The 12,119-nt window shown below is 69.0% G+C and carries 11 protein-coding genes and 2 pseudogenes; 5 read left to right on the top strand and 8 right to left on the bottom strand.

Features of this window, described 5'->3' with window-relative positions:
• Window positions 1-306 precede the first annotated feature (306 nt).
• Window positions 307-651 (top strand): hypothetical protein, encoded by a 345-nt coding sequence (locus ACYVK3_RS00065; protein ID WP_460495196.1) that lies wholly within the window; start codon window positions 307-309, stop codon window positions 649-651.
• A 554-nt stretch (window positions 652-1,205) separates the two neighbouring features.
• On the opposite strand, the gene ACYVK3_RS00060 is transcribed toward ACYVK3_RS00065, so the two are convergent.
• The 5 genes from ACYVK3_RS00060 to ACYVK3_RS00040 all read right to left on the bottom strand — a co-directional run bounded on the left by ACYVK3_RS00060 (window position 1,206) and on the right by ACYVK3_RS00040 (window position 7,075).
• Entirely contained in the window at window positions 1,206-3,683 is a 2,478-nt protein-coding gene (locus tag ACYVK3_RS00060) for an FtsX-like permease family protein (RefSeq protein WP_460495195.1), read from the bottom strand.
• Between the two features lie 53 nt (window positions 3,684-3,736).
• A complete protein-coding gene (locus ACYVK3_RS00055; protein WP_460495194.1) occupies window positions 3,737-4,447 on the bottom strand; it encodes an ABC transporter ATP-binding protein in 711 nt (236 codons plus the stop codon).
• Window positions 4,448-4,729: 282 nt separating this feature from the next.
• Window positions 4,730-5,140, bottom strand: a complete 411-nt coding sequence (locus tag ACYVK3_RS00050) for a DUF998 domain-containing protein (RefSeq protein WP_460495587.1) — start codon at window positions 5,138-5,140, stop codon at window positions 4,730-4,732.
• Between the two features lie 99 nt (window positions 5,141-5,239).
• On the bottom strand, window positions 5,240-6,430 hold the full coding sequence (locus tag ACYVK3_RS00045) for a glycosyltransferase family protein (RefSeq protein WP_460495193.1): 1,191 nt from the start codon (window positions 6,428-6,430) through the stop codon (window positions 5,240-5,242).
• A 51-nt stretch (window positions 6,431-6,481) separates the two neighbouring features.
• Window positions 6,482-7,075, bottom strand: a complete 594-nt coding sequence (locus tag ACYVK3_RS00040) for a DedA family protein (protein WP_460495192.1) — start codon at window positions 7,073-7,075, stop codon at window positions 6,482-6,484.
• A gap of 136 nt (window positions 7,076-7,211) precedes the next feature.
• Between ACYVK3_RS00040 and ACYVK3_RS00035 the strand changes: the two genes are divergently transcribed.
• Window positions 7,212-8,387: a sensor histidine kinase gene (locus ACYVK3_RS00035; RefSeq protein WP_460495586.1), complete on the top strand. Its 1,176-nt coding sequence runs from the start codon at window positions 7,212-7,214 to the stop codon at window positions 8,385-8,387.
• Window positions 8,384-9,055 (top strand): transcriptional regulator, encoded by a 672-nt coding sequence (locus tag ACYVK3_RS00030; protein ID WP_460495191.1) that lies wholly within the window; start codon window positions 8,384-8,386, stop codon window positions 9,053-9,055. The genes ACYVK3_RS00035 and ACYVK3_RS00030 overlap by 4 nt, the downstream gene beginning before the upstream one ends.
• Here ACYVK3_RS00030 and ACYVK3_RS00025 read toward each other — a convergent pair.
• Complete coding sequence (locus ACYVK3_RS00025; RefSeq protein WP_460495585.1) at window positions 9,019-9,336, bottom strand: FCD domain-containing protein; 318 nt, start codon at window positions 9,334-9,336, stop codon at window positions 9,019-9,021. The genes ACYVK3_RS00030 and ACYVK3_RS00025 overlap by 37 nt on opposite strands.
• A 450-nt stretch (window positions 9,337-9,786) precedes the next feature.
• On the opposite strand from ACYVK3_RS00025, the gene ACYVK3_RS00020 reads away from it, so the two are divergent.
• Window positions 9,787-10,689, top strand: coding sequence for a hypothetical protein (locus ACYVK3_RS00020; protein ID WP_460495190.1), 903 nt, complete (start codon window positions 9,787-9,789; stop codon window positions 10,687-10,689).
• 26 nt (window positions 10,690-10,715) lie between these two features.
• On the opposite strand, the gene ACYVK3_RS00015 is transcribed toward ACYVK3_RS00020, so the two are convergent.
• Entirely contained in the window at window positions 10,716-10,832 is a 117-nt protein-coding gene (locus ACYVK3_RS00015) for an IS3 family transposase (RefSeq protein ID WP_460495584.1), read from the bottom strand.
• 62 nt (window positions 10,833-10,894) lie between these two features.
• Here ACYVK3_RS00015 and ACYVK3_RS00010 point away from each other — a divergent pair.
• Window positions 10,895-11,674: pseudogene (locus ACYVK3_RS00010) on the top strand (ISAzo13 family transposase); the annotation flags it as partial.
• On the opposite strand, the pseudogene ACYVK3_RS00005 reads toward ACYVK3_RS00010, so the two are convergent.
• Window positions 11,646-12,052: pseudogene (locus tag ACYVK3_RS00005) on the bottom strand (transposase); the annotation flags it as partial. The pseudogenes ACYVK3_RS00010 and ACYVK3_RS00005 sit on opposite strands and share 29 nt — an antisense overlap.
• Window positions 12,053-12,119: the final 67 nt, after the last annotated feature.

The following is a 12,119-nucleotide window of genomic DNA, read 5'->3' as shown; positions in this document are numbered from 1 at the left end:
CTCTTCACCTCTGCATCGATTGGGATCTCTGCATTCAGTGAGAACGTGTGCAGCACCTTCGGACACGTTCTCAGCGAGGCCACACAACCGGAAGAACACGCTCCAGGCGGCGAATGCAGCGCCAAGAGACTGCTCCCACCCAACCTCCTCGCCTCCGGATGACGCCCAGAGCAAATGCGCCGCCTCCCCAGTCACCGCGAAGCCCCCTCGGTGCTCCTCAACGGCTGCGCCCGGTGGGCCGCGCAGTTCGGTTGCCGTCGTTACAGCTCCTGGGCAGTGGTCACGGTGGTCGGACACCATAAGCTCGTGAAGGAAGAGCCTCTGATGAAGCTGCGCTTCTCGATCTGGCGAATGCCTGCCTGCGGGTTGCTGTTCGCAGTGGTCGCGCTCATTCTGGTGGTAGCCGTGCCGGAGCTGACCTTCGAGGGCGTCAAGGTACTCGGCTTCGCCGGTGTCCTGTTCCTCGTCGGCCTGCTCTTCGGCGCGCTCATGCTCCCGTTCGCCTGGATGCGGCTCATGGAAGACCGCGTCATGTGCCGGGGCCGGAACGGCTGGGAGACGCCCGTCACACTCGAAGCGGGCGACCGGTGGGTCATCGCGGGCAGCGCCGTCTGTGTCCAGCGGGCCGACGGGCCCTCCAAAAGACGGTGATCGTCAAGTGGAACACCGCGAAGCGCCACTGGCAGCAGCTCGAAACGCACCTCCCCACCCTGGACGGCCACTGAGCGAGTCGGGCCGGTCCCCGGGCCCGTCACCAGGGCTCCGGGCCGAACTCGACCTTCGCCGGTTTGCGATCGGCCGCAACCTGATTCCCTGCTCGGGTGCTGTACCCTGGCTACGGCCGTCTTCGGGCGGCCATCGGGACGCGGCGCAGCTTGGTAGCGCACCCGCTTTCGGAACCGCAGCCGCCCAACCAAACCACACGCCTCTTGCCTGCGGAAACGTCGATCCACCTGCGTTTGTAACCTCACCCTGACAGTCCGATATGGTCTGATTTGGTCCGACTAACTTCGGCCAGTTCCGACCGGATCGTGCCGAAGTTTTCGCCGACTACCCGCCATCCTCGCGTTCCTCCGTTGCGCTGCGAAGGCCACCGAGGTCCGAATATGGGCTGTCTTGACACCGCTGAATGTCACGCGGTTGCTCTAGGGCCTGTGCACCGGGACCGGTCGTGGGCCGCCCGGTCCAGGCGCAGGACCTGCGCATCAGCGGTCCCGGCCCGCCAGCTCGAGCACGGGCACTCGGGAGACCCGGAACGCGGGCCACGCTGCAGCGACGACGCCGGCTGCGACCGCAACGACGAGCGTCACTGCGAGGCGGGACCACGGTACGACGACGGATGGGATCTCCGCGCCACCGGTGACGTCGATCAGCGCCCAGCCGAAGCCGACTGCGACGGCGATACCGATCGATGCTGCCACGAACGACAGGAGTGCCGCCTCGAGCCGCACGATTCGACGCAGCTCTCGGCGAGTCGCGCCGACCGCTCGCAGCAGCCCGAGCTCTCCCGAGCGTTCATTGATCGCGAGCGCCATGGTGTTGGCGACTCCGAGGAGTGCGATGAAGCTCGCCAGGATGAGCATCCCGTCGATGAAGTTCCCGAACGCGGCGATCTCGCTCCCGCTGCTGGCGACGTGTTCTTCCCGGGTCGCCAGGAACGACCCGGGCGTGGCTCGGACCAGCGCCCGCACGTCTTCCTCGGCGTCCGCGACCGCTCCGTCGGCGAGGTCGACGAACACCAGCGCATCGAGCAGACGACCGACCGAGGCGTCGAGTGTCGCACGGTCGACGAAGTAGGCTGGGGCTTCGAAGCCGCCGGTGCTCCTCTCGACCACGGCAACGATCGGCGCCTCGAGTGTCGAGCGTTCGAACTCGATCGCCAGGGTGCGGCCGAGCAGGGTCGGGTCCTCGCCGACCACGGCCACGCCTCCCGAGCTCAGGTCGGTGAGATCGCCGGCGACCGGGTCGAGGTCGTACATGGTGGGCAGTGCCGTCGGGTCGATGCCGCCGATCGCTTCGGCCTTCCCTGCCACTATCCCTTCGGCGATCGACAGCGCAGTTACCGAGTCGACATCGGGCAGCGCTGCTATCCGGCCGGCCAAGGTGGGGTCGATCGTCGAGAAGTCGGGGGTCGCCGACGTGACCACCAGCTCCGCCCGCAGTCCGTCACGGACGTCTGTTCCCACCGCGCTCGTCAGTGAGCTCGCGAAGATCGCGAACATCGTCACCATCGCGGTTCCGAGCATGAGCGCGAGCGCCGTCGACGCCGATCGACGGGGGCTCGCAGCCAGGTTGCCCGCTGCGATCGAGCCAGACACACCGGCGGCGCGGCGGGCCACAGGAGAACTCCAACGCGCTGCGGCGGTCACGATCGCCGGGCCGCACAGCACGAGCGCCGGGACGATGGCAGCGGCGAGCATGAGCCACATCGGGTTCGAGCCCACCACAGCCGCAGCTCCTCCCGCGATCGCCGCCGCGGCGAGCACGAGTCCGCTTGCAGTCCGCGCCGGGCTCACGACCCGGGGTTCCGCCGCGCTCTCGCGCAGCGCCTCGATCGGCGGTGTCGCCGCCGCGCGGCGAGCCGGGATCCATGCCGAGAGGATCGTTGCGCCGATGCCGACGGTCGCGGCGACCGCAATCGAGGCCGGGCTCACGATTGACGGCCCGGTGAGCAGGCTGACCCCGGTGAGTCCGACGACCCAGCGCAGCGCGCCCACTCCCGCGACCCCGCATACGAGGCCGGCGAGCGTGGCGATCGTTCCGACTAGGGCCGCCTCGATCACCACTCCACCGAGGACCTGACGTCGTTGCGCACCGATCGCACGCAGCAGTCCCGACTCCCGCCGGCGGCGGGCGACGGTGAGCGCGAACGTGTTGAAGATGATCGTCACGCCGATCAAAATCGCGACCACGGCGAAGGCCAGGAGGAACACGGTCAGGAACTGCAGCGGTGACGTCGCGGCGTCCTGCATCGTCCGGATGTAGTCGGGTCCGTCGACGACCTCGGCATCGGACAGCGCCGACAGTCGGCCGAGCACCTCGGCGCGGTCAGCGCCCTCTGCGACCTCGACGAGCACCTCGGTCGGCGCCGCCGTGTCGAGCCAGGCGGACACCGCTCCGTCGGGCAACAGAACCGTTCGCTGCAGCGGTGCCGCCTCCGCCGAAGCGAACGTCGCGACACCGGTGATGGTCGCGTCGTGCATCCCCGTCGTGGTCAGGACCTGTACGACGTCACCCGGAGCGACGCCTGCGTCACTCGCGAGCGATCGGTCAATCACGATCTCTCCGACCTCGATGGGTGGTCGCCCGCTCGCGAGCCGGAACGGATTGAGCGCCGGTTCGGTGACCCAGTTGCGACCGACGTCGCTCGCCGTGCCGGTTCCGACCGACGATCCGTCGACGACCAGCTTCGCGAAGCCGACCCATTGCGAGGCGGCCGCGTCGACGCCGTCGACCGCAACCACGCGCTCGGTGATATCGGGATCCAGTGATCGCCGAACCGACCTGGCAGGATCTCCCGGCCCTCCGCCGGGCTCGCCGAGGGCGACGCCCTGCACCACGGCGTCCGTCCCGGCCAACGCTTCGGCGATGTCACCGGCCGCTCGGCCGCGCATCGAGTCGGACAGCACCAGTGTCGCGACGAGGAACGCCACCGACAGCGTGATCGCCGTGCCCGTGAGCACGAACCGACCCCGACTCGCGAGCACGCTCCGAGCCGCACCCCGCATCATCTGGCTCATCGCCCCAGGCCCTTCATCACGTCGAGCACCGAATCGGCCGACGGGCGATCCATCACGTCGTGCACTCTGCCGTCGACGACGAACACGACGTGGTCCGCCCAGGCAGCGGCGTTGGGATCGTGCGTGACCACCACGATCGACTGGTGATGCATGTCGACCGCTGATCGCAGGAATCCGAGGATCTCCTGTCCGGACCGGGTGTCGAGGTTGCCGGTGGGCTCGTCCGCGAACACCACCTGCGGTCGAGCGATCAGCGCCCGGGCGATGGCGACGCGCTGTTGCTGGCCGCCCGAGAGCTCCGTCGGCCGATGATGCATGCGATCACCAAGGCGCAGCATCGACACGATCTGATCGAGCACTGCACCGCTCGGCCGGCGGCCCGACAACGTCAACGGTAGGCAGATGTTCTCCTCGGCCGTGAGCGTCGCCACGAGATTGAATGCCTGGAACGCGAACCCGATCCGTTCTCGGCGCAGTCTGGTCAACTCGCGGTCGTCGAGGGTCGACAGATCGGTGTTGCCGACGAACGCGCGGCCCGACGTCAGTCGATCCAGCCCGGCGGCGCACTGCATCATCGTCGACTTTCCCGAACCCGACGGGCCCATCACAGCCGTGAACTTCCCCGCCGGGAACGCGATGGTGACGTCGTCGAGCGCGACGACGGCCGACTCGCCAGAGCCGTATCGCTTGACGGCGCCGACGAGCATGGCCGCAGCGTCGTCAGCGTTGGCTGACAGCGCGCTCCCGGACTGCCGATCGACGACCGTGGAATCTGGACGTTCCGTGGAATCTGGATTTGGGGACATGAGACCTCCGATGAGTGGTTGGTCAGGGTTTTGTAAGGGATCACCGCGGCCTCCGGCCTCGTCGTCGCGGCCCCCATGTACGAGACTCATCTCGCGCCCCGGCGAATCCGACACCTCCGGCTGCCGTAGTTCGGCATTGGTCAGCAGCACCAGAAGCAGCACCGACCCGAATAGCAGGCGCTCTCACAGCCCGGTGAACGGCAGCGCCGCGACGCCGGTGAGGATCGTGGGGATGTGCGCGAGGCCGTAGCCAGCGGCCATCGCGCCGGTGCCCAGCGCGACCGTCCGCAGCCGCGGGGTTCGTGCGACCAGCAGCGCGACGAGCGGAGGTACGGCCACCGCGATCGCCGCTCCGTACCGGTGGGTGACGGCGCTCGTGGTGACCTTGGTCCCGGGCAGGTTGGTCGGGAAGACCGCCAGCGCGATCAGGTCGGCCGCCCAGAGCGCGAGCAGCGCCCGCACCGGTCCGCTCCACTTCGTTCGACGGGCGGCCGCGGCCAGGAGGTCGGCCGTCACCACCAGTGCCGCGCATGCCGTCCACAGCGCGGTGGCGCCGGACGGGGTGACGGCGGCGTCGCTGAGCACCTGATGCATGGCGTCCACCGGCCCGAGCGTGTGTCCCGAGCCCGGCCGCGGCGGCCACCGTGACCGCCGCGGCGACACCGGCGGTGGGCCGACCGCTGACTGCCGGGCTCATGCGGCGACCAGCCGCGGTGCCGACGTGGCGGTCAACTCCGCGTAGATCGACTCGAACGCACCCACCGTCGCGCGGACGTCGTGCCGCTCGGCTAGGGCCCGGCTGCGCCGGCCCATCACACCGGCGTGGGAGTGGTCGGAGAGGACCGCTATCAGCCGGTCGGCGAGGGCGGCCGAGTCCCCGGGCGGGAAGAGGTAGCCGTTGTGGCCGTCGCGTACCAGATGCGGCAGCGCGGAGGCGTCGGCGGCGAGCACCGGGAGACCGGACGCCATCGCCTCCAGGGTCACCAGGCTCTGCAGTTCGGCGGTGCCCGGGTTGACGAAGACGTCGGCGGCGGCGTAGGCAGCCGGCAGGTCCGCGTCGGCTACGAAACCGGTGCAGATGAGGGCGTCGGCGACGCCGAGCCGGGTGGCCAGTCTCTCCAGCCGTCGCCGCTGGTCTCCGGTGCCGACCAGCATCAGTTGCACGTCGGTGATCCGGCGGCGGACCACGGGCAGGGCCCGCACCAGCACGTCGAGGTTCTTCTCCAGGTCCAGCCGGCCGACGTAGCCGATGGTCGGGCATTGCCGCACCCGGTACCTGAGGCGGAAGTCCGCGGTCGCGGTGCCGGTGCGGAACCGGGCGAGGTCCATGCCGCACGAGATCGGCCGTACCGGGGCGCGGAGGCCGGCCGACTCGGTGAGCGCCGCCGCGTACGGCGTCGGTGCGGTCACTACGTCGGCGTGGGCGAACACCTTCGCGGCGTCCGCCCACGCCCAGCGTCGTACCCGGTCGCGCAACTCCCCGCGCACCGGCAGGTAGTGCACCAGGTTCTCTGGCATGAAGTGGTTGGTCGCCACCACCGGGACACCTCGGATACGGGCCGCGGCGATGACCGCGCGGCACAGGGGAAAGTGACTCTGGACGTGCACCACGTCCGGCTGGACCCGGTCCAGGACCCGGACGGCGGTGGCGACCAGGCCGACCGGTGGGCAGAACCGGAATCCGCTGCATCGCACGATCGGCAGGGATCGGATGCGGTGTTCGACGACACCGTCACGGGAGACGGTTCGGCTCCTGACCTGGCGGGCCGGCGCCACCATGTGCACCTCGTGCCGTGGGGTCAACGCGGCGGCGAGCCGTCGCGTGAAGTAGGACGCGCCGTTGACGTCGGGGGTGTAGGTGTCTGCTCCGATGAGAACTCGCATCTTCGGTTTTCTCCTTCATCTCGTCGGCCGAGTTCATCTCGTCGGCCGAATTCAGCTCGTCAGTAGAAATCGGCGCCCGGTCCGGCGTCGGACCAGCCAGTTGGCGAGCCCGACCGTCACGGCGAGCGCGATGGCCAGGGCGAGCACGACGACGGGGGAGTCGAGCAGGCCCGCCACGCTGTGGCCGAAGACCGCGCCGACGGCGAGCAGGAGCACCGCGCGGACGGTGCTGGCTGCCGCGGTCCAGGACACGAAGCGGCGGTACGGCACCCGCGCCAGCCCGGCCGCGAGAAACGCCGGTACCGCGGCGAGGTCCACCGCCTTGGCGCCGGCCACCACGCGCGGCAGGTCGTCGTTGATCATCGCGGTCAGTCGTTCGTGCCGGACGGCCGTCAGTCCCAGGCGGCGCAGCAGGCGGGCCACCCGGGGGCGGGCGCCCAACCGGCCGAGCAGATACAGCCCGCTGTCCGCGGTCACCTCGGCGACGACGACAATCAGCAGGATCGGCCAGAACGCCACGAGTCCGGCCCCGACCAGCGATCCCCCGAAGACCGTGGCCGCCGGCCCTTCGACCAGCACCAGCAGGCCGAGCGAGGCGTACAGGTGGTCGGTCACCGCGGTCCAGAGCAGCTGTGCCACATCCATGGGAGGAACCGTACGAGCGGGGCACCGGCGATGTCGTCACGCTCCGGTCCCGTTCGCCGTACCTCCGTGGTACGGACCCGGATACCTCCACGGAGCGACGCAATCCTGAGACGCCCCTGGATACAGTCGGGGCGTGATGGAAATCCGGCGGCGCCCATCGCCGACCCTGCTCTGGTGGTTCGGCACCGGAACGCTGGCCGCGGCCCTGCTGGTGATCTCCTTCCCGGTCGCCGCGGCGTCCCACGACGTACCCGTACTGGTCGCCTTCCTGGCCGCCACCGCGCAGGCCGGCTCACTTCCGCTGGCGTTGGCCCGGCCGGTGGAGGCCGTCGCCCTGCAGTTCGGCTCGGTGATCGTGTGGTCGGTGGCCGCTCCGGTCCGCCTGGGCGTGATCTGGCCGTTGTCGGTTCCGGCAACGATCGCACTCACCCTCTTCGTCGGGGTGATCGCGGTGCGGCAGTCCTGGCGTTACGCGCTGGCGGTCTGGTGGGGCAGCGTGCTGCTGCTGATCCTGCTGGCGCTCCTGGACCCGCGTGGCCGGACGATCGAGGACGCCGCGGACATGGTGGTCGCCCATACCATCGGATCGGTGCTGCTGGTGATCGCGGCGCTGGTTTGGCGCTACTGGGCCGGGATCCAGCGGCAACTGGCCGACGCGCGGCGGGACATCGCGGTGGAGCAGAGCGAGCGTGCTGTGGCCGAGGAACGGACCAGGATCGCCCGGGAACTCCACGACGTGGTCGCGCACAGCATGTCGGTGATCCACATGCAGGCCACCTCGGCCTCGTACCGGATCAAAGACATCGATCCGGGGTCGCGGGCGGAGTTCGTGCGGATCGCGGACGGCGCCCGGTCGACGATCCGGGAGATGCGGCAGTTGCTGGCCGTGCTGCGGGACGAGAATGCTGACCCGTCGCTCGCCCCGGTACCCGGTCTGGACCGGCTGGACGACCTGGTGAAGTCGACGCGGCAGGTCGGTGTTCCGTTGCGTCTGACGCTGTCGCCGGTACCGGCCCTGCCCGACTCGGTGAGCATGGCCGGCTTCCGGATCGTTCAGGAGGCGTTGAGCAACGTCATCCGGCACGCGCCGGGTGCTCGTACCGATGTGGTGGTGGACTGCGGCCCGGACGCGGTGGAGATCGAGGTGGTGAACGAGGCCCCGGCGGCGGCCTCGACGCTGACCACGCCCGGTGGACACGGTCTGCCCGGGATGCGGGAACGGGTGCGCCTGGTGGGCGGATCATTGGAGACCGGGGCGACCGACGACGGCGGTTACCGGGTGTACGCACGGCTGCCGAGGGGTGTCGATTGATCCGGGTACTGATCGTGGACGACCAGGCGATGATCCGGGTCGGTATCCGCGCGATCCTGGAGTCGCAGGACGACATCACCGTGGTGGGCGAGGCCGAGAACGGCCGGGCCGGGGTGGATCTGTACCGGCGGACCCGGCCGGACGTGGTGCTGATGGACGTGCGGATGCCGGTGCTGGACGGCCTGGCCGCCGCGAGGGCGCTGCTCGGGGTGGAGCGGGTCGAGGGCCACGAGCCGCGGGTGCTGATGCTGACCACGTTCGACCTGGACGACTACATCTACGAGGCGCTGCGGATCGGTGCGAGTGGCTTCCTGCTCAAGGACAGCGAGCCGGAGGGCCTGGTGTACGCGGTGCGGGTGGTGGCCGCCGGTGAGGCGTTGCTGTCGCCGAGCGTCACTCGGCGACTGATCGAGACCTTCGTGGCCTCCCGACCACGACTCGCCGACGGCTCGGTGGCGTTGAACGGGCTGACCGACCGGGAGCGCGAGGTGCTGCGCCTGATCGCACAGGGCATGTCGAACGCGGAGATCTCGGCCACCCTGTTCATCGCCGAGCAGACCACGAAGACGCACGTCAGCCGGATCCTGCAGAAACTTGGGCTGCGGGACAGGGTCCAGGCCGTGGTCTTCGGCTACGAGTGCGGCCTGGTCACCCCGGGCGGCGGGTGACTCGCCGTGATCCGATCTCCGATCGCCCGTCGAGCCCGGCTGCCGAGCAGCGACGTCAGGTCGGGGTCGCCCGGGCCGCGCGGGTTGATCCGGGCCGCGGTCAGCTGATCGCGTGCGGTGCTGAGGTGTTGGCGCAGCAGCTCGGCTTGCCTCTCCGCGTCGCCCGCTTGCATGGCGTCGACCATCTCCAGGTGCTCCCGCATCGCGGTCTCCCGGCCACCGAGCACCTCGATGTTCTCCTGTGAGTAGGGCCGGGTGAGCGCGAGCAGGTTGGTGCAGATCCGTCGGGGCGCCGGGTGGTGGTCGGGGGAGCGCTCGACCAGCTCATGGTTCAGGACGGGCCTGCTGTACCCTGGCTACGGCTGTCTGCTGGCAGACAACCGGGACGTGGCGCAGCTTGGTAGCGCACCCCGTTTGGGGACCCCAGCCGACCACCCGACCAACACCTTTCCAACCTGCGGAAACGCGAATCTACCTGCGGTTCTGAATTCACCCTAACTATCCGATGTAGTCCGGTTAGGTCCGGCAAACTTCGGCAGATTTCGGCAGGCTCGTGCCGAATACGTGCCCAAGTTCGCCGCCGAACCAACATGGACCCCCGCGTTAGAGCCCGGCGATCGCCCGTTCGGGGTAGCCCGTTCGACCAGATTTCCCTGACCGAACGACCACGCTCACATGTTCGGACTTCGGCACCCGCCCCAACCTAGAGCCGACCGATATGATCCATGCTCATGGCAGTCGATCGGATGAGCAAGGACGAGTTCTACGAAAAGCTCGACGCACTCGACGAGGCCCGGTTGAAGAAGGCGCTGTGGAACCTCTACTGGCGCGGTACGGCGTCTGTGCGCGAACGGATCGAGGACGCCGTCACCACTGATCCCGCCAGGCAGGCGAAGCCGCAGGAGTCGATTAACCCCGCCCAGACGCTGCGGCAGGTGCGTGAGTTCTGCAAACTCGCCCGTGCCGGCGCATTCCTCGGTGCCTCGGGGCACGGGGTGCGCGCGAAACGGCGGTCGAACTGGCGTCATGAGTTCCGCGGCCTGGTCAAGGCCGCTCGCACCGCGATGGCCGAGACCGATCCGGGGCCGGGTATGTCTGCCATGGAGGAGATCATCGATCTGGCGGTGTACTCCAACACCTACGAGGTGTTCACCTCCCAGGAGCCGTTGGAGGTCGCGAAGTTCGTCGTCTCCGATGAGGTCGAGGCCCTATGGCGGCGGATGATCGAGCATCGTGGATTCGCCGCGTTCACCGCCGTCGGTGCCGAGCAACTGCTGCGGTGGGAAGCGAAATACGGGTGGACGCAGTCGGGGTGGGGCCCGATCGCCGAGCAGGAGCGGCAGCTGGCCGACGTGCTCGTCCTCCTATTGCCGGGCATCGATCAATGGCTCACCTTCACCGAAGCGTACGTGGCTGCTCTGGACTCGGTTCCGCTGGAGAAGAACATGGTCTTCAGTTCCTCAGGCGTTGACTGGCCGCGTCGGAAGCGGACGGAGAACCTGTCGGCCTGGCATTTGAGGCTGGGCGAGCGTTTGGGCGGCAGTGACGAAGGTGCGGCGCTCCTCGACCGGATCGTGGCCCACTCAAGCCTGACCCGGACCGGGGAGTTTCCCCCGAGAAGGGGACACCCTTAAACGGTTGGTTGAACTGTAGCGATTCGCTATTCGTACTCGGCCGGCGAGTGGTACTCGAGTGATGAATGTCTTCTTCTGTGGTTGAACCAATTCGGGTAGGAGAACACCTCCAGTCGGGCGGCGTCTGCATCAGCGAACTTCAGCGTCCCGAACTGCCCGGCGATCGCGGCGCCCGCCGCCTCGGCGCCGTGACCGGCCAGGGGCGGGCTACTACGCGGTCGGCGGGACCACCTGGCGGCCGGCCGGGGACCCGATCGCGGTCCGCGCGCACGACTTTCCCGAGAAGCAGGCGCCCAAAGCGGTGCCGTACGGGGTCTACGACCTGGGCGCGAACACCGGATGGGTGTCGGTCGGGACCGACGCCGACACCGCCGACTTCGCCATCGCGGCCCTGCGCCGCTGGTGGCAAGGCGAAGGTCGGGAACGGTATTCGTCAGCGCGACGGCTGCTGGTCACCGCCGACGCCGGCGGCTCGAACGGCTACCGGGTCCGGCTCTGGAAGACCGGTCTCGCCGCCTTCGCCGCCGAGACCGACATCGCGGTCACGGTGCTGCACTTCCCGCCAGGCACCTCGAAGTGGAACAAGATCGAGCACCGCCTGTTCGCCCAAATCTCCTCGAACTGGCGCGGCAAACCCCTCACCAGCCACGAAGCCGTGGTCTCCCTGATCGGTGCCACCCGCACCCGGACCGGACTGAGGGTCACCGCCGAGTTCGACCCCGGCGTCTACCCGACCGGGAAACGCATCCCGGCCGCCGAGGTCGAACGCCTCCCGATCACTCCCCATGACTGGCACGGGGAATGGAACTACACGCTCCGGCCCGAGCCGCCCGAACGGGCTCCCGACCCCGCGTTCGGCCGGTTCGCCGAGGGCGACAAGTGCCCCGCCTGGCTTCACCACCCGGCCATCACCGGAATGAGCGAGCACGAATGGACCGACCTGAACGGCCGCTACCGGGCATTCCTCGCCGCACACCCCACCGTCGTTCCTTCGCGAAGCACTTGCCTCGATCGACCGGGTTTGGGCCGGTCAGTGATCCCCCCTTTTGGCTCGCAGGCTCGCTGCATCGACGATCGCCCGCGACCAGTCGATCTCGCCTTGCGCACCGAGCCGGTCGAGGACGGCCCGATGCAGCTTCGCCCAGAGCGCGGCCTCAGACCACTGGCCGAAGCGCCGGTGCACGGTTTGGTGGGAGACGCCGAAGGTCGGCGGCAGGTGCCGCCACCCGCAACCGGTGGTCAGCACGAACACGATCGCAGCGAAGACCTGGCGGTCATCGACCCGCCGGATGCCTCCGCCTTGCGCTCGCTTCGGCGAGGTCGGGATCAGCGGCTCGGTGATTTCCCACAGACCATCGGGCACAAGGCTTGGGACTTGGTCCTTTGGTGTTGACACCCTGATTCCCCGGGCCGGTAGTGTTCGGGGTGCA

The organism is Glycomyces tarimensis, assembly GCF_054776215.1.
The sequence above is the reverse complement of the archived record's forward strand: the minus strand, read 5'-3'. Positions and strand labels throughout refer to the sequence as shown.

Bases quoted from the DNA above. Each gene is read 5' to 3' on its own strand.
- ACYVK3_RS00055 (WP_460495194.1), bottom strand. From the start codon at position 4,447: ATGCTCGTCGGCGCCGTCAAGCGATACGGCTCTGGCGAGTCGGCCGTC.
- ACYVK3_RS00050 (WP_460495587.1), bottom strand. From the start codon at position 5,140: ATGCATCAGGTGCTCAGCGACGCCGCCGTCACCCCGTCCGGCGCCACC.
- ACYVK3_RS00045 (WP_460495193.1), bottom strand. From the start codon at position 6,430: ATGCGAGTTCTCATCGGAGCAGACACCTACACCCCCGACGTCAACGGC.
- ACYVK3_RS00040 (WP_460495192.1), bottom strand. From the start codon at position 7,075: ATGGATGTGGCACAGCTGCTCTGGACCGCGGTGACCGACCACCTGTAC.
- ACYVK3_RS00035 (WP_460495586.1), top strand. From the start codon at position 7,212: ATGGAAATCCGGCGGCGCCCATCGCCGACCCTGCTCTGGTGGTTCGGC.
- ACYVK3_RS00020 (WP_460495190.1), top strand. From the start codon at position 9,787: ATGGCAGTCGATCGGATGAGCAAGGACGAGTTCTACGAAAAGCTCGAC.